Origin of the sequence: Klebsiella sp. R445, from assembly GCF_051131755.1 — a bacterium.
Lineage (GTDB): Bacteria > Pseudomonadota > Gammaproteobacteria > Enterobacterales > Enterobacteriaceae > Klebsiella > Klebsiella lignicola.
The window spans coordinates 1141330-1158989 of the sequence record NZ_CP180446.1 but is presented as its reverse complement, the minus strand read 5'-3'; the positions used below and the strand labels follow the sequence as shown (position 1 = coordinate 1158989).

Below are 17660 nucleotides of genomic sequence, written 5' to 3'. Positions count from 1 at the left end.
TTTACATTGATGGCGCAGTTACTTCACGTTCAGCGAATAGACAGCAGGCACTCCCCCAGCCGATTTCACCAGCTCAAGCGTGATTTTTGACACTGCACGCGGTGCTTCCAGCGTGTGCTGGCACACAGAGTGACGGTTGTCGCTCACCTCGGCAATCAGCGCATCGTCGGCCCACAGGCGGTAGTGGGTTGTGCAATGCGGTGTGACCGATTCCGCGTGGCCCATCTGCACGGTTTCCATCGCGTTATCAAAGTCGTTGTCCAGCATCAGCGTCAGCGACTGTATGGTCTGCGGCACTTCCCACTGCCAGGTCAGGTGTGGCGTCACGTCATCCAGCGCGGGCGCCCAGCCGTTAATCTGTTGTTCCGGGCGCAGGCGGCCGTTGAGCAGGTTCTGCACGTCATAGCAGAGCAGCGGCGTGGCGAGCTGAATAGCTGGCATAATCTGGTGCGGGCGGCGGCGCGGCACCCAGAAATCGAACGCTTCCACGCCGTAATCACCGTCCACCACCTGGCGTGGATGCTTCGCCACGCGGGCGTTCTGACTATTAAATACCGTCATGATCCCTGGTAAGGCGATATCGCTCAGCGCAATTTCCACCTCGCTGTTGCGCTCGAAGGCGATAAACAGATAGCGGTCGGCATCGCTCTGCCAGTTAAATTCTACAAGATATTCCCCGGCTTCCTGCACCGTTAACGTCCGCTTGTCGAGCAGCGTGTCGGCGCAGTAGTTGGCGGCCTTCTGGCTGCTCAACAGGCTGATGTGCACCGGCTGTGCGCTGGCGGCGCGCAGGGTAAAGCGCAGGGCTGGCAGCGATTCGCCCGCTTTCACCGGCAGCAGCAGCGCCATGCGATCTTCTAACACCATCCAGCGACCACTAGCGGGCAGAGCGGTGAGTACCAGTTCGCTGCTGGCGCTCACCCGCGCACCGCGTGCCGGGTCACGCAGCTGCTGGCGTGGAATGTAGCAGCCGGTTTGCTGGAGATGCTGCTGTAATTTGTCGATGTTTTTGGCTTCCGCCAGTTGCGGCGCGCTGAGCTGATGCTGCTGGCACAGGGCAGCCGCGCGGCCTACCACCTCACCCAGCAGGCCGCAGGTACACATGACGCGGGCGCTACCGAAGGCGACGTGAGACGCGGAAATCAGACGCCCGGTCAGGAACAGGTTGTCCAGCGAGCGGCTGTAGAGGCTGCGGTACGGAATGGTGTAGGTGCCTTTGCTATGGAACTGGCGACAGCCGTCGTGCTGGCTGTAGACGCCATCCGCCGGGTGCAGGTCGATAGACCAACCGCCGTAGCCCACCGCGTCGTAATGGTCGCGCTGCCCGATGATATCCTGCTGGCACAGCAGATGGTCACCGATAAAGCGGCGGCTCTCGCGCTTGCCGGGAATGGAGCCTACCCATTCGATGGTCAGGTTCTCGGCCTCTGGGAATTCGCCGGAATTTTTAATGTAGTTCCACACGCCCCAGACGATTTTCCACAGCTCCCATTTGATCTGCTCGCTGTCGTGGATGGTGTCGAGGCGGCCGCCCCATTCCAGCCACCACAGATCGCAGCCGTTGAGCGTGGAGGTCAGGCGCTTATAGCGCGGGATAGCTTCAATATCCTGCAACGCAAAAGAGGGCGGCACAAACTTCACCGGCCCGCTGCTTTTACGGGTATAGAAATAGATCGAGTGGCCGAGCTTGTGGCCGAAGTTATCGCCGGGGGCCATTTTCTCGCCCAGCTCTTCCGCGTCTTCTGCGCCGATGCGGTACTCCGCGCCCGCCAGATGCCCGAGCACGCCGTCGCCGGTGGCATCGCAGAACTGCGCGGCCTGAATATGGTAGAAGGTTTCATTAACCGCGTTAAAGCCGGTGGCCTCGGTAATGCGCTGGCCTTCGCGCTCAACGGCATAAATGGCGGTGTTCAGCAGCACGGTGAGGTTCTTTTCGCGCTGCGCCAGATCCAGCAGCAGCAGGTCGAACATCATCGGATTGCCTTCTTTATTACGCCACAGGTTCTCTTCGAGGATTTCGCCCATAATCCCGCCTTCGCGCGACCAGCGGTTGTTGTTGCCCATATGCGAGGTGGCGCCGTTGGCCCACAGGCGTACTTCGCTGGAGGCATTACCGCCGAGCACCGGACGGTCCTGCACCAGCACCACCTGCAGACCGTCGCGGGCGGCGGCCAGCGCGGCGCACAGGCCGGCCAGCCCTCCGCCCGCGACCAGCAGATCGGTGCGCAGGGTCTGGTGGGGGAAATCTCGTTCATGGGTTTGCTGGAAAATTTGCATAAATTGTAATTCCTGCCTTTCTGGCGATAAAATAACAGTCTTTAAAAAATCGGGATCCCGCTATGTCGTCTCAACCTAATCAAAGTCTTATCGACGGTATTCGCTGTCTCCAGTATCTGGTGTCAAGCGATCGGGCTATTGGTTGTCGCGAACTGGCGCGCCTGATGGGCATTAACCCCACCCGCGTGAACCGTCTGCTAATGACCATGGCGGCCATTGGCCTGACCACCCAGGACGAGCAGCGCCGCTACCTGCCAGGCCCCGGTATTCACGCGCTGGCCGCGCAGGCGATCCGCGGTTCAACGCTGTTCTCAAAAGCCCTCCCGCTGCTGGAAACCTACGCCCCGAAAGATATCGTGGTGGCGATGGGTGTATTGTGGGAGGACCAGGTTATCTACATCTTCCACTCCCGCCCCGGCAGCCATATCAGCCAGGCGCTGGCGGGTTTTCATATGATGCCTGCTTGTCAGTCGGTCATTGGTATTGCGCTGCTCGCCGCCGAGGAGGAAGAGGTGCTGGCCCAGCGCTTTAGCGCGGAAGAGATGGCGCGTATTGCGCCGTTCCTTCTGCAGCAGCGCCAGCTTGGCCACGTGGTCTGGCCGCATGAAGACGGCGAACTCTCCCTCGCTCAGCCGATACAGTTCGGTTCGCACAAGGCGGCGCTGGCCTTCGCCGGGATGTATAACGCCACCCCGGAACAGACGTCCACCCGGCTGGCCGAGCTGATTACGCTTTGCGACCGGCTGACGGCGTAGCGTTATCGCCGTCAAGGTCAATCTTGCCGACCACAAACAGATAAGAGCAGATCCCCAGACAGGCCAGTACGGCGATGAAACCGAGCGCGGGGGCGAAGTTGTGGCCGTCGATCAGCGCGCCGATGGCAATCGGCACCACGATGGAGGAGAGCGCGCCGGTAAAGTTGAACACGCCGCCCGCCAGGCCAATCAGATGACGCGGTGCCAGTGCGGTCACAAACACCCAGGTAATCGTCGCCAGACCATTGCCGAAGAAGGCGATCGACATAAACAGGATGATTAGCGTCGGGTCATCGGTGTAGTTGGCACCAAGGATAAACAGCGTCAGCGCCATGCCGAGGATCACCGGCGCTTTACGCGCAAAGCTGGTGGAGACGCCGCGACGAATAAGGCGATCCGATACAAAGCCCGCCAGCAGCACGCCAACGAAGGCGGCAAGGTAAGGGACTGAGGCAACGTAGCCGGACTTAATAAAGTCCATATGGCGATACTGCACCAGGTAGGTCGGGAACCAGGTCAGGAAGAACCAGAAGGTGGCCGAGATGGTGAACTGGCCGAAGTAGATGCCAATCAGCTTACGGCTTTTGAACATCAGCCCCAGGTCCTGCCAGCTGAACGCGCGCCTGGCGGCGCTCTCGCGGCTTTCCATCACTGCACCGCCTTCACGCAGGTGATCCAGTTCGGCTTTCGATACTGTTTTATGATCCAGCGGATCGCGGTACACGCAGTACCACAGCACGCCCCAAATCATCCCCACTACGCCGGTAATCAGAAACAGACCGCGCCAGCCGAAGAGATCCTGTACATGGAACAGTACCGGCGTCATCAGTGCCATGCCGACAAACTGCGCGGAAGAGTAAATGCCGATGGCCGTCGCACGCTCTTGTTCCGGGAACCAGCTGGAGATCACGCGGTTGTTCGATGGCATTACCGGGGCTTCAAACGCGCCGACGCCCAGACGCAGGCCAACCAGCGCGCCAAAACTGTTGGCGATGGCGTGCAGCGCGGTAATCAGCGACCAGACAAACAGCCCCACGCCGTACACCAGACGTGAGCCGAGACGGTCAATCAGGAAGCCGCCGGGGATCTGCAGCGCGGCGTAGATCCAGCCGAATGCCGAGAAAATCAGCCCCATTTGTAGCGGGGTAAACTGCAGCTCGCCGGACATCTGCGTGGCGGCGACTGAGAGGTTAGTTCGGTCCATATAGTTGATAATAATATTAATAAACACCAGACCTAGCACAAAGAAGCGTACCCGTCCGGTCGAGCGGGCAGCAGATTCTGTTATCGGTTGTTCTGACATAGAGGTGTTCTCATCATTTTAAGGTTTTAAAAGGTACGAGGCGTCATATCATTGTTGTTATCGTTTCTTTTATAGAAACACTTGGTGAGGTGCAAAGCGGAATGCAAAGAAGTGTGATCTCCCTTGGATTTGTACAGAAATAAAACCGGTTTCAGATGTTTGGGGAAGTGTGGGGTGGAGTGCGCCCCTCACCCCCTCACACTGGGCGTAAGTATCTACACATCTTCGAACTGGCCCAGCGATCTTTCCGCTAAAACTTGCATGCACGGTTCTTAGGGGCGGGGCTTCTCATCCCCCTGGTGGGGTGCAACATGCGAAAAAAAGCCCGTGACTGCGTACGAGCTCTTCTTAAAATATGGCGGTGAGGGCGGTGAGGGCGGTGAGGGCGGTGAGGGCGGTGAGGGCGGTGAGGGCGGTGAGGGCGGTGAGGGGGGGATTGACTCGCTTCGCTCGCCGTTACTCGGCCCATCCCTGGGCCTCGCCCCTTCGGGGCCAACGCAGGCGTTGTTCAAAAATGCTCCCGGCATTTTTGTGCGGGCAGCCCGCTCACAGGCTCGCGGTCTGTCCAACTGGCGTTGCCAGTTGTCGAACCCCGGTCGGGGGTTCTCATCCCCCCTGGTGGGGTGCAACATGCAAAAAAAAGCCCGTACTTGCGTACGAGCTCTTCTTAAAATATGGCGGTGAGGGGGGGATTGACTCGCTTCGCTCACCGTTACTCGGCCCATCCCTGGGCCTCGCCCCTTCGGGGCCAACGCAGGCGTTGTTCAAAAATGCTCCCGGCATTTTTGTGCGGGCAGCCCGCTCACAGGCTCGCGGTCTGTCCAACTGGCGTTGCCAGTTGTCGAACCCCGGTCGGGGGTTCTCATCCCCCCTGGTGGGGTGCAACATGCGAAAAAAAAGCCCGTACTTGCGTACGAGCTCTTCTTAAAATATGGCGGTGAGGGGGGGGATTGACTCGCTTCGCTCGCCCTACGGGCAGCCCGCTCACAGGCTCGCGGTCTGTCCAACTGGCGTTGCCAGTTGTCGAACCCCGGTCGGGGGTTCTCATCCCCCCTGGTGGGGTGCAACATGCGAAAAAAAAGCCCGTACTTGCGTACGAGCTCTTCTTAAAATATGGCGGTGAGGGGGGGATTCGAACCCCCGATACGTTGCCGTATACACACTTTCCAGGCGTGCTCCTTCAGCCACTCGGACACCTCACCATATTGTTTTGCTGCTCACCTTGGGTGGGCAACGGGGCGCTACTATAGGGAGTTGCGCTAAAACGGTCAAGCAGTATTTATTCTTTCTTTACCGTTCGGTCAAGCAATGAACACTGCCCCACTGAAAACCAGCGGGGCAGTGATTTTAACGCAGAGAATCAAGCGGTTTGCCATGCTTTAACGCTACGCTGGCAGGCCAGTAAGGCGCTGATGTCAGATCTGGCCGAAGCGCCCGCTGTTAAAATCGCTAATGGCTTCGGCGATCTGCTGCCGGGTATTCATCACAAACGGACCGTAACCCACAATGGGCTCCTGTAACGGCTCACCGGCCAGCAGCAGCACTTTGGCATTCGCCGTTGCGTGGAGATGAATCGCTTCTCCCTGCTGGCTCAATACGACCAGCTGTCCTTCACGCGCTTGCTCGGCACCGTTGACCGCGATCTCACCTTCAAGGACCACTAACGCGCTGCTCCAGCCATCAGGTTGACGGAGCGTAATGTCATGGCCATGATTCAGCTGCATATCCCAGACGTTCAGCGGCGAGAAGGTATGCGCAGGACCAGACACTTCGCCATAGCTGCCGGCGATAACCCGGATATTTCCCGCGCCGTCCGGCAGGGCGACGTCAGGGATGACATCCGCGGTAATGCTCTGATAGCCTGGATGAGCCATCTTGTCTTTGGCTGGCAGATTGACCCACAGCTGGATCATCTTCAGTTCGCCGCCGGTGCGGGTAAACTCCGCCGAATGAAACTCTTCATGCAGAATGCCGGCACCCGCGGTCATCCACTGCACATCGCCCGGGCCAATGACCCCACCTTTACCCGTTGAGTCACGGTGCTCAACTTCACCGGCATAGACGATGGTGACGGTTTCAAACCCACGGTGCGGATGCTCGCCAACCCCACGTCTGCCAGTTCCCGCCGGGAAGTGGTGCGGACCAGCATAGTCCAGCAGCAGGAACGGGCTTAACGGTTCGCCATGAGTCTGGTAAGAGAACAGCGAGCGGACCGGGAAGCCATCCCCCACCCAATGCTGGGCCGGTGCGGTGTAGACGCCTGTAATCTGTTTCATGATGCTCTCCTGTGTCGCGATTTCTGATGACCATAAGCTTATATGCGCGGGCAATAAACCGGTAGATAGCAAAAATAACCTATACTGTTCTGAAAATGGAACAATGGAGGAAGGATGCTGGATCTCAATGACTTAGCCTGGTTTGTCCAGGTCGTCGATCATGAAGGATTCGCCGCGGCGGGCAGGGCGCTCGATCAGCCGAAATCAAAATTAAGCCGTCGGATCGCGCAGCTGGAAGAGCGGCTTGGCGTACGGCTGATTCATCGTACGACCCGCCAGTTCGTGGTCACTGAAGTGGGTCAGACCTTCTATCAGCACTGCAAAGCGATGCTGATAGAGGCTGAAGCGGCGCAGCAGGCGGTGGAAACGCTGCGTTCAGAGCCTCGCGGCAGCGTCAAACTCACTTGTCCGGTGACCTTACTCCATGCCCACGTCGGGCCTATGCTGGCGCGATTTATGCTGCGCTACCCCGGCGTCAATGTGCAGCTGGAGGCCACCAACCGGCGGGTTGACGTAGTCGGCGAAGGAATTGATGTGGCGATCCGCGTGCGTCCGCGCCCGTTTGACGATAGCGATCTGGTGATGCGGGTGCTGGCCGACCGCGGGCAACGGCTGGTCGCCAGTCCGGCGTGTATTGCGCGAATGGGGCGGCCGCAGGCGCCATCGCAACTGAGCACGTGGCCGGGACTGAGTCTCGATGCCGGAAAACATCAGCATAAATGGCAGCTGAGCGGGCCCGAGGGGGCAAGGGCGGAAGTCTATTTTGCGCCGCGGATGGTCACGACGGATATGCTGGCATTGCGCGAAGCGGCGATAGCCGGCGTGGGGGTGGTTCAGCTTCCTTTATTAATGGTGCGCGATCAGCTGGCGGCCGGAACGCTGGAGGTGGTGCTGGATGCGTGGCAGCCGCAGCGGGAAGTCATTCATGCGGTTTTTGCCTCGCGCCGTGGCCTGCTGCCGTCGGTAAGGGCGCTGGTGGATTTTCTCAGTGAAGAATATCAGCGGATGGAAGAGGACTGATGTTTCCGTGCCCGGTGGGGCACGGAAATGACCTCAATTAAAACGACATGGTGACCCCAGCGTAATAAGCACGGCCCGGTTCATTATAGGTAGAAGCACCTTCATCCTCGCGGTAAACACGTTTATCAAACAGGTTGTTGATACCGGCATTGGCGCGCAGACTTTTTGTGATGTCATAATTGACGTTTAAACCCACGATGGAGTAAGGACTAATCTCTTTCTGGGAAAGTCCATTCCTGCTTTCAAGGGTGGTTTCAGCATACTGGCGCGGTTTCTGGCGACCATATTGCGTCCAGTTAATGTCGGTACTCAGGTCCTGAGTTACTTGCCATTCCAGTTGGGAGTTGATGGTAAATTCCGGGATGACGGATAGCGGATTACCCGTTTTTTTGCTTTCAGAACGGAACATGTAGGTCGCGTTGGTGCGCCATTCCAGCGTATCGGCAATCAGAGGAATGGCCAGGTTACCTTCGAGCCCTTCAACGATGGCTTTACCGCCGTTCTCCCACTGCAATACGTTATAGGTGCCATTGCTATAAATAGCAGACGTCCCTGACACGATTTTATTTTTATAATCATTACGGAAGTAGGTAATACCGGCAGTGTAGCCTGCATGGCTGAATTCTATTCCCACTTCTTTGTTGACGCTAATTTCAGGATCGAGGTTATCGTTACCGAGTAAATAGCACTGGCTCAGACCAATCGGGCAGCCGTTGCCACGGGTGGACAGGAGATAGCCAGGCGTTGACTGATAAAGGTTGGGAGCTTTAAATGCGCGCGCGATACCAGCTTTCAAGACGAAATATTCGCCCAGCCCTTGCGACATATTCAGGCTGGGGCTCCAGTTAGCACCGAATTGATCGTGATAATCAAAGCGCAGGCCCGGAATAACCTCGGTGCTGTCGGTTGCCGCAATATTATCTTCGAAATAGAGTGAGCTGATGGTGGCGGAGTTTTTACTGCTGCGTTGGGAAGGATCGCCTGAGCTACCCGGCAAATATAAGTTTGTGTTTGCGGATTGCATGGAGGCGGGATCGTTGAGCTCATCACGGTTCCATTCCGCCCCGAGGGTTACCGTTTGATCAACCAGCAGTTGCAGAGGGAAGTTTATTTCCCCGCCCGCGCGATAACTTTCCAGGCGGCTGGTCGAATTCTCATCGCTATTAATCATGCCTTCGGTACTGCCGCCGGTACCTTCTTTTAAGCGCGTGTTATTGGTTTTTTCATAGTTAAAGTTAAGCCTGGACGTCCCCCAGTCCCAGATACCGTTATGGGTGATACCGTAGTTTTGACGGTATAAGCGGTTTGTTTCGCTGCCATATAACGATTCAACCAGACCGTTCGCGCTGCTATTACTATTGCTGTTTTGAGTATCACCAGCGTAGATATTTCCCTGACGGCTGTAGTCATAGGAGAAATCAACGATCTGGGTTGGCGTCACTTTCCAGGACAGCACACCGCTGATGTCTTTATTGCGCACGCCTTCACGGCCCGCGGCATAGGAGCCGTTTTGTGCGGTATTGATGTCAAAGGCATCGGCATCGGTGCGGTTGAGGTTGCCGTACAGACGCATCGTCAGTGCGTCGCCTGCCAACGGGCCACTGAGGTTGAAGTTAGCGCGACGGGTGTCGCCTTCTTTGCTGTTTTCTGGCTGGTTGGTGTAGAGAGAGAGTGAACCGTGCCAATCGTTGGTAGGGCGCCTGGTGATGATATTCACCACACCACCGGCTGCACCTGAACCATAACGTGCGGCTGCCGGGCCGCGAATCACTTCAATACGTTCCACCATTTCCGCCGGCACCCAGTTGGTATCGCCGCGAGAATCACGTTCGCCACGCCAGCTGTAGCGAACGGAGTTACGAGAACTCACCGGCACACCATCGATCAGTACCAGGGTGTTTTCCGGCCCCATGCCGCGAATATCGATTTGGCGGTTGTTACCGCGGCTGCCGCTGGCACCGTTGCCGGTCAGGTTGACGCCGGGCATTTTACGGATGATGTCAGAAAGATCGTTCACCGGAGGGCTTTTTTGAATGTCTTCTGCCGTGATGATCGAGACGCCTGGTTGCTGTTTTAGCTCCTGTTCAGCCGTGACCAGCATGACTTCATCATCAGCGAGATTTTCTGTCGGTTCGGCAGCCAAAGCAGGAGTGGACAGTAAGCTGGCAAAAAGCAGCGTTATCGGGCGCTTTCTACCATAAAAAGTAACATTCATTTTCATTATCTCCATAATATGCAGGAATAAGGCGCAGATGCGGATGATAATGAGATTGATTATCATTGTATATTGGGTGCGGCGTTTCTCCTTTTTTTCTACATTGTTCGTCAATTTTTCGTTTTTATGTAAGAGGATGTAAAAATTTTCCATCAGGGATACAGGGGCTGAGGGGAATGTGATCTGGCACGCTGTTATTTATAACGTATTGATAAATATGACTTGTAACACCTTTTAATGATGTGGTTATTTTTTGTGCTCACGGTCTGGCTGTAAACACAACTCCTGTAGTAGCGAAAAATAAGGAGAAATGGTGTTATTAGCAATACAAATATTTACATTCAGTATCATCCGAAAATGCAATTTCAGACTACGCAAATGTCATCAGGCTATTCATTGCACCAGCAGATGCAGTAACGTTTTGTTAACAAATATTGCGTAATCTGCCAGAGAGTGGATGGCAGTGTGGGGATGCAACAGCGAGGGGAGCGATGGTTGCGATAACTGTGCTGACAAAATGGCAGGTGCAACATTGACTAGTCCTGATATAGGTTGACAGTTTTCTGTCTGTAAAACGCCTGATGAACATCATCGGGCGTTTTGTATTTCAGGGCCAGGTGTGGCCGCTCATGGTTATAGATTGCCACGGATTCTTTTACCATTTCCCGGGCCTGCGCCAGGTCTGCAGGACGCGAGAGTAAAAATTCATTTTTTAGGATCCCGTTTACCCGCTCAGCCAGCGCATTCTGGTAGCAGTCATAACCATCGGTCATTGAACAGGTTATTCCGTTTCTTTCATGAACTGACTGATAAAGTACCGAGCAGTATTGCAGTCCTCTGTCAGAGTGGTGTACCAGCGGACCTGTCGTTTTTCTCTGCCTCAGTGCCTGTCTGAACGCTTTTACCACATTTTCTGTCTGCAGGTTTTCCCCGACATGGTAGCCCACGATTTTTCTGGAGCAGGCATCAGTGACCAGACTCAGATAAGCCGTGCCGCTGCGCAGAGGAAGATAAGTTATATCAGCGGCCCAGACCTGCTCTGGCCCAAGGGCGGTAACCTGTTCAGGGCCGGGTTTCAGCAGATTAGGATGCCGGTAAAAGCGATGATGGCTGTTGGTGGTTTTGTGATATGCCCGTTTCACTGGCACCAGAAGTCGGTATTCATCCAGCAGGTTAAACAGACGGTCCCGTCCGATATTCAGCGTTTTATCGGCCTGAGTGTTCAGCAGATAGTGCAGTTTACGCGTACCGATTCGCGGCTGACGGCACCTGACGCGGGCAACAAAATCAAGAACCTGAGCATGATGTTCCTGTTGTTTTCTGCGCCTTGTGTTGTCCTGATACCATGCCTGTCTGCTGTGCCCCAGGAACTGGCATACGCGTGTAACGGTTATTTTTGGGCCGGACTTTGCGAGAGGACTTGCCGGGCCGCTTTTTTACGATGCTCACCCCGTAATCATTTTTCAGAACATTGATAACCGATTCAAAAACTCAGCTTTCTGGTTTGCCAGCTTAAGCTGTTCTTCAAGTTCCCTGATTCTTTGCTCGGGTGTAAGCGGGACAGTCGTCTGAGCCACAGGCAGTTTCCTCTTCACCAGGTCAGGAAGACCGGGGCTCCAGTCAAGCCGGCCATATTTACGCAGCCAGACAAGCACGGTGGAGCGCCCCTGAATGCCATACCGCTGCTGGGCCTGCTTGTAGGTCATCTCGCCTTTTTCGACCTGCCCGACAACGGCTATTTTAAAGGATAGAGGATAATCACGTTGGGTGCGTTTGAACTCAGTCATCATCACGTTCTCCGGATTTAAGTCAGGAACGTGTCAACGCTATTCAGGACGGGTCACATGCGAAAAAAAAGCCCGTACTTGCGTACTAGCTCTTCTTAAAATATGGCGGTGAGGGGGGGATTGACTCGCTTCGCTCGCCGTTACTCGGCCCATCCCTGGGCCTCGCCCCTTCGGGGCCAACGCAGGCGTTGTTCAAAAATGCTCCCGGCATTTTTGTGCGGGCAGCCCGCTCACAGGCTCGCGGTCTGTCCAACTGGCGTTGCCAGTTGTCGAACCCCGGTCGGGGGTTCTCATCCCCCCTGGTGGGGTGCAATATGCGAAAAAAAAGCCCGTACTTACGTACGAGCTCTTCTTAAAATATGGCGGTGAGGGGGGGATTGACTCGCTTCGCTCGCCGTTACTCGGCCCATCCCTGGGCCTCGCCCCTTCGGGGCCAACGCAAGCGTTGTTCAAAAATGCTCCCGGCATTTTTGTGCGGGCAGCCCGCTCACAGGCTCGCGGTCTGTCCAACTGGCGTTGCCAGTTGTCGAACCCCGGTCGGGGGTTCTCATCCCCCCTGGTGGGGTGCAACATGCGAAAAAAAAGCCCGTACTTGCGTACGAGCTCTTCTTAAAATATGGCGGTGAGGGGGGGATTCGAACCCCCGATACGTTGCCGTATACACACTTTCCAGGCGTGCTCCTTCAGCCACTCGGACACCTCACCATATTGTCGTTCCCGTTGCTGCTGGGAACGGGCGCTAATTTAGGGAAATACGTATCTCTCGTCAATCAACTTTTTCAAAAAAACGCGCGTTTAGCCAAACTTCGCGCAACTTGCGTTTTAAATGCGCGACAATCGATTTTTTTGTCACCACTCTCTTTTTACTCGATAGAAAAATGAAATTTGTTATGCTGACAAACCAATAGAAAACAACAAATAAAACACGACGCGTCAGCTATCAGGAGCCACGATGGACATTATTTATTATCACCCGACATTTGATACCGCTTACTGGATTGCAGAGCTGGAAAAACAGCTGCCAGGCGCGCGCGTCCGCGAATGGAAATCCGGCGACAACCAGCATGCCGATTACGCGCTGGTCTGGCACCCGCCGGTAGAAATGCTTAAAGGTCGGGATCTAAAAGCCGTCTTCGCCCTTGGGGCGGGTGTCGACTCGATCCTCAGCAAACTGCGCGAGCACCCGGAAATGCTGCCAATGTCGATCCCGCTTTTCCGCCTCGAAGACACCGGAATGGGTCAGCAGATGCAGGAGTACGCGGTCAGCCAGGTATTGCACTGGTTCCGTCGCTTTGATGACTATCAGGACTTAAAGCAACAAGCGCGCTGGCAACCGCTGGACGACTATCCGCGAGATACCTTTACTATCGGGATTATGGGCGCGGGCGTTCTCGGCGCGAAAGTCGCCGAAGCGCTGCAGGTATGGGGCTTCCCGCTGCGTAGCTGGAGTCGCAGCCGCAAAGCCTGGCCGCAGGTGCAAAGTTTTGCCGGGGCAGAAGAACTAGGGGCGTTTCTCGGCGAAACACGGGTGTTGATCAACCTGCTGCCGAACACGGCGGAAACCGCCGGGATTATTAACCAGCAGCTGTTGGCGCAGCTTCCGGATAACAGCTATGTTCTCAATCTGGCGCGTGGCGTTCACGTTGTTGAAGATGACCTGTTAGCGGCGCTGAATAGCGATAAGCTCAAAGGGGCGATGCTGGATGTCTTTAGCCGTGAACCGTTACCGGCAACAAGCCCGCTGTGGGCGCACCCTCGGGTAGCCATGACCCCGCACGTGGCCGCGGTCACGCGTCCGCTGGAAGCCATTACCTATATTGCTGGCACCATCGGCCAGCTGGAGCGAGGTGAAACGGTAAGCGGGCAGGTCGATCGTCAGCGCGGATACTAAGACATAACCCCGCTGCGGCGGGGTTTTTGCTAATCATAGGCCCTGATTCCTGCTATCCTTGCCACAAACAGAGAAGGAGAATGTGATGTATCCTGTTGACCTGCACATGCATACCGTCGCCAGTACCCACGCCTACAGTACCCTGCACGATTATATTGCTGAAGCAAAGCGCAAGGGGATCAAACTTTTCGCCATTACCGACCACGGTCCGGACATGGCCGACGCGCCGCACTACTGGCATTTCGTCAATATGCGCATTTGGCCGCGGATGGTGGACGGCGTCGGCATTTTACGCGGCATTGAAGCCAACATTAAAAATACCCAGGGCGAAATCGACTGCACCGGGCCGATGCTGTCGTCGCTGGATCTGTTCATCGCCGGTTTTCATGAACCGGTGTTCCCGCCGCAGGATAAAGCGACCCATACCGAAGCGATGATCGCTACCATGGCCAGCGGCGCGGTACACATTATCAGCCATCCGGGTAACCCGAAATTCCCCGTCGATATCCCGGCCATCGCCGCGGCTGCGGCAAAATATCAGGTGGCGCTGGAAATCAATAACTCATCCTTTGTCTCCTCGCGGGTGGGCAGTGAAGATAACTGCCGGGCCATTGCCGCCGCGGTCCGCGATGCTGGCGGCTGGGTGGCGCTGGGTTCTGATTCGCACACCGCCTTTACCCTCGGCGAATTTTCCGCGTGTCGTAAGATCCTTGATGAAGTGGGCTTCCCTGAGGATCGGATCCTTAACGTTTCTCCACGTCGGCTGCTGAATTTCCTTGAGTCTCGCGGGATGCCGGCAATCCCTGAATTTGCCGACCTTTAATGTGAATAACTGGAATAATTGAATGAACGAGTTTTCAATCCTCTGCCGCGTACTGGGCTCTTTGTACTATCGCCAACCTCAGGATCCGCTGCTGGTGCCGCTGTTTACCCTGATTCGTGAAGGGAAACTGGCGGCAAGCTGGCCGCTGGAACAGGATGAACTGCTGGAACGCCTGCAAAAAAGCTGCGATGTACAACCGCTGGCCGCGGACTATAACGCGTTGTTTATCGGGGACGAATGCAGCGTTCCCCCGTACCGTAGCGCCTGGGTTGAAGGGGCGAGTGAAGCCGAAGTGCGTGGTTTCCTGAACGCTCACGGCATCCCGACCGGAGAAGGCAAAGCCGACCATATCGGTTCCCTGCTGCTGGCTGCATCCTGGCTGGAAGATCATGCAACTGAAGACGAAAGCGAAGTCCTGGAAACCCTGTTCGCAGACTACATTCTGCCGTGGTGCGGGACCTTCCTCGGAAAAGTCGAAGCCCATGCGGAGACGCCGTTCTGGCGCACCATGGCCCTGCTGACGCGCGAAGCGATCTCTGCGATGTGGGATGAGTTAGAAGAAGAAACTGAAGAATAACATGTGACTTAAGTCACATATTAAGTGCAAGTGAAAATGCATGCTTGCATATAACGTGCTTCAGATCTCATTTGAGCGGTGCGTATCTGGTATGATACGCACCATGAACATACTTCTCGCAATTGCAATAACGACAGGCATTCTCTCCGGTCTCTGGGGATGGGTGGCGGTCGCGCTTGGCCTGCTGAGCTGGGCGGGTTTCCTGGGCTGCACGGCCTATTTCGCCTGCCCGCAGGGCGGTCTGAAAGGACTGCTGATCTCTACCTGTACGGTGATGAGCGGGGTGGTGTGGGCGCTGGTCATCATCTACGGCAGCGCGCTGGCGCCGCATCTTGAGATCCTGGGCTATATGATGACCGGCGTTGTCGCCTTCCTGATGTGTATTCAGGCGCGCAAGCTGCTGCTCTCTTTTGTCCCCGGCACCTTTATTGGCGCTTGTGCCACTTTTGCCGGCAACGGTGACTGGAGAGTGGTGGTGCCTTCTCTGGCTCTGGGACTGGTCTTTGGCTACGCGATGAAAAATTGTGGGCTGTGGCTGGCTGCGCGAGCGCAGAAGAATAAAGCCCCTTTAGTGAATGAAACGCCCGACCGGGCGCGATCTTAACGACCCGCAATACCCAAACAGGACCTCAGGTCCTGTTTTGCTTTCTACACGTTTATCCCTTTTGCCGTTCGGTCAGTCCGCCTCATTCTCTTGCCGTGCTGCGCGGGTCGATTGCCCGTAGTCGTATACACAGACTTTCGTCCTGGGGACTATCGTGCCATATTAGCCACAATGCATTATGTAAAGACATAAGCCGACAGGAGGCAAAATGACGGTTAAACCTGAGGTGATTCTCGGTGATATCACCACGCTGGAGGTCGATGTTATCGTCAATGCCGCTAACCCTTCACTGCTGGGTGGTGGGGGCGTCGATGGCGCCATTCATCGCGCTGCCGGGCCTGAACTTCTTGCCGCCTGCAAGGTGGTCCGCCAACAGCAAGGGGAGTGTCCCCCGGGTCACGCGGTGATTACTACGGCGGGTCAGCTGCCAGCCAGCGCGGTTATTCATGCGGTCGGGCCGGTCTGGCACGGTGGCGAACAGCATGAGGCGCAGATCCTCGCCGATGCTTACCGCAACAGCCTGCTGCTGGCATCAGCCAACAGCTATCGGTCGATTGCTTTCCCGGCGATCGGTACCGGGGTGTACGGTTATCCGAAACAGGCCGCGGCGGAAATTGCGGTGCAGACGGTGAATGCCTTTCTGGTTCGTTATAACCCGCTGGAGCGGGTCTTTTTCGTCTGCTTTGACGATGAAACCGCGGAAATTTACCGTCGGTTATTGCAGCCGCAGTAATCATGGCGAAAGGGGAGTGCCGCTCGTTCAGCGCCAGATATAAGCAGGTGAACGAGCGGGCATGCGCGTTGAGTTAGCTGGCAGAAACCTGTGGTTTAGCGGGTTTGGCCTGGAACTTCCCCGAGAAGAGAAAGCGTAGCAGGGGGATGCGCAGGTGAATTTCATACAGCACCACGGCAATACCCACCACAAAGATTAAGCCAGTCACAAAGCCGAGCGCGTTCGATTTTATCGCCGGGGCTATCCAGGCGCCGTAGAGCAGGGTCAGCGGATGGTGCACCAGATAAATGAACAGTGAGGCATTCACAAAATAGGTCACTCGTGCCGACTGGAAGTTCAGCAGGCGGTGGCCAAGTGAAAACACCACGTTGACCATCCACAACCCCAGCACCATGGTGATGACATATTCGACTTCGTACATCCAGCCGTCACCGGAGCCATATTGCTGATTCAGGCGATAGGCAATAAAGCCCAGCACAGCACCCACGAAGCACCACGGCGATGGGGTGGTGAACATCGCTTTTAAGCGCGCATTGATAAACACCTGGGCGCCAAGAATAAAGAACGGCAGATAAAACAGGGTCTGCATAACGATAAAGTTAAACAGGCCATTGCTCAGCACCGGCGCGTAGACCACCAGCAGGGTGCGGCGGATCAGGGCATAAAGCACGCCGAGCGCGAGGAAAATCATCGACAGCTGGCTTAATGTGACAGTGTCACCAAAGGTGTGGCCATCCCCGGAACGACGGCCAGTCAGCCATTTAAACAGCACCACCCCGAGAGTTGTCAGGACCACCAGCACCAGCAAGAACCACAGGTGCGAGATCAGTTCCCACGCCAGGGTATTAAACTTGTCATAGCCCGAAAGCGTATGCCAGTTGTCGGCCTTGCCGTTCACGTACTGCAACATGATGAACTGCGGGAGCGTCAGCAGCGGAATCGCCGTGAGCATCGGGATGCCGACGCGTTCGACACGCACTTTCCACCATTTCTTGAGCGGATAGCGCAGGAACAGCATGTAGGAGAAATAGCCGGAAATGACAAAGAAGACCTGCATGCGAAACGCATGGATAAAGTCGTTGAACAGCGTCAGCCACCAGGAAGGCTCTACGCTATTCACATGCCAGCTGTGGCTGGAGTAAATCAGCGATATATGAAAAGGGATCCCCAGCAGCATCAGCCATGCGCGGATGCTATCGAAGAAGTATTCACGTTGTGCTGGCGCGTTATTCATACAATATCACTACATTCTCAGACAATTCGTCTTACCACTCAAGGTGATAACGTTTAAATTCCCAGCAACCCTACATCAACTCAGGGTATCTGTCTCCAGGATAAGTACGCAAAGTACAAAAGTGGAGTTAACAGTCTGTTACCTGCACCGCTGAGATGAACAAAG

12 protein-coding genes, 2 tRNA genes and 1 pseudogene are annotated in these 17660 nt (G+C 55.8%); 7 read left to right on the top strand and 8 right to left on the bottom strand.

Going from position 1 to position 17660, the window contains the following annotated elements; all coding sequences use genetic code 11:
* Window positions 1-18 precede the first annotated feature (18 nt).
* On the bottom strand, window positions 19-2277 hold the full coding sequence (locus ACMYSN_RS05460; RefSeq protein WP_462497302.1) for an FAD-dependent oxidoreductase: 2259 nt from the start codon (window positions 2275-2277) through the stop codon (window positions 19-21).
* Window positions 2278-2339: 62 nt separating this feature from the next.
* Here ACMYSN_RS05460 and ACMYSN_RS05455 point away from each other — a divergent pair, with 62 nt between their 5' ends.
* Window positions 2340-3032 carry an IclR family transcriptional regulator gene (locus ACMYSN_RS05455; RefSeq protein ID WP_462497301.1) on the top strand — a complete coding sequence of 231 codons (693 nt, stop codon included), beginning with the start codon at window positions 2340-2342 and terminating at the stop codon, window positions 3030-3032.
* Here the strand turns inward: ACMYSN_RS05455 and ACMYSN_RS05450 are convergent.
* The 3 genes from ACMYSN_RS05450 to ACMYSN_RS05440 form a co-directional block, all read right to left on the bottom strand.
* Window positions 3004-4335: an MFS transporter gene (locus tag ACMYSN_RS05450; protein WP_462497300.1), complete on the bottom strand. Its 1332-nt coding sequence runs from the start codon at window positions 4333-4335 to the stop codon at window positions 3004-3006. The two genes, ACMYSN_RS05455 and ACMYSN_RS05450, sit on opposite strands and share 29 nt — an antisense overlap.
* Before the next feature lie 1114 nt (window positions 4336-5449).
* Window positions 5450-5537 (bottom strand) — tRNA-Ser (locus tag ACMYSN_RS05445).
* Between the two features lie 213 nt (window positions 5538-5750).
* A complete protein-coding gene (locus ACMYSN_RS05440; protein WP_462497299.1) occupies window positions 5751-6611 on the bottom strand; it encodes a pirin family protein in 861 nt (286 codons plus the stop codon).
* Between the two features lie 114 nt (window positions 6612-6725).
* Here ACMYSN_RS05440 and ACMYSN_RS05435 point away from each other — a divergent pair, with 114 nt between their 5' ends.
* Window positions 6726-7631 (top strand): LysR family transcriptional regulator, encoded by a 906-nt coding sequence (locus ACMYSN_RS05435; protein ID WP_174510517.1) that lies wholly within the window; start codon window positions 6726-6728, stop codon window positions 7629-7631.
* A gap of 37 nt (window positions 7632-7668) precedes the next feature.
* Here ACMYSN_RS05435 and ACMYSN_RS05430 read toward each other — a convergent pair whose 3' ends face one another.
* The 3 genes and pseudogenes from ACMYSN_RS05430 to ACMYSN_RS05420 form a co-directional block, all read right to left on the bottom strand.
* Window positions 7669-9846, bottom strand: a complete 2178-nt coding sequence (locus tag ACMYSN_RS05430; protein WP_462498203.1) for a TonB-dependent siderophore receptor — start codon at window positions 9844-9846, stop codon at window positions 7669-7671.
* Between the two features lie 536 nt (window positions 9847-10382).
* A pseudogene (locus ACMYSN_RS05425) lies at window positions 10383-11636 on the bottom strand (IS3 family transposase).
* Between the two features lie 614 nt (window positions 11637-12250).
* Window positions 12251-12338, bottom strand: a tRNA-Ser gene (locus ACMYSN_RS05420).
* Window positions 12339-12585: 247 nt separating this feature from the next.
* Between ACMYSN_RS05420 and ghrA the strand changes: the two genes are divergently transcribed.
* The 5 genes from ghrA (at window position 12586) to ymdB (ending at window position 16261) form a co-directional block, all read left to right on the top strand.
* The gene (ghrA, locus tag ACMYSN_RS05415) at window positions 12586-13524 is read left to right on the top strand and encodes a glyoxylate/hydroxypyruvate reductase A (RefSeq protein ID WP_462497298.1); all 939 of its coding nucleotides are present in this window, start codon (window positions 12586-12588) and stop codon (window positions 13522-13524) included.
* A gap of 85 nt (window positions 13525-13609) precedes the next feature.
* On the top strand, window positions 13610-14347 hold the full coding sequence (locus ACMYSN_RS05410; protein WP_154145269.1) for a phosphatase: 738 nt from the start codon (window positions 13610-13612) through the stop codon (window positions 14345-14347).
* Between the two features lie 22 nt (window positions 14348-14369).
* Window positions 14370-14924 (top strand): TorD/DmsD family molecular chaperone, encoded by a 555-nt coding sequence (locus tag ACMYSN_RS05405; RefSeq protein WP_462497297.1) that lies wholly within the window; start codon window positions 14370-14372, stop codon window positions 14922-14924.
* 103 nt (window positions 14925-15027) lie between these two features.
* Window positions 15028-15528: a DUF1097 domain-containing protein gene (locus ACMYSN_RS05400; RefSeq protein ID WP_154145268.1), complete on the top strand. Its 501-nt coding sequence runs from the start codon at window positions 15028-15030 to the stop codon at window positions 15526-15528.
* A 208-nt stretch (window positions 15529-15736) separates the two neighbouring features.
* The gene (ymdB, locus tag ACMYSN_RS05395; protein ID WP_123753792.1) at window positions 15737-16261 is read left to right on the top strand and encodes an O-acetyl-ADP-ribose deacetylase; all 525 of its coding nucleotides are present in this window, start codon (window positions 15737-15739) and stop codon (window positions 16259-16261) included.
* A gap of 73 nt (window positions 16262-16334) precedes the next feature.
* Here the strand turns inward: ymdB and mdoC are convergent, their stop codons facing one another.
* On the bottom strand, window positions 16335-17495 hold the full coding sequence (mdoC, locus tag ACMYSN_RS05390; protein WP_462497296.1) for a glucans biosynthesis protein C: 1161 nt from the start codon (window positions 17493-17495) through the stop codon (window positions 16335-16337).
* Window positions 17496-17660 lie beyond the last annotated feature (165 nt).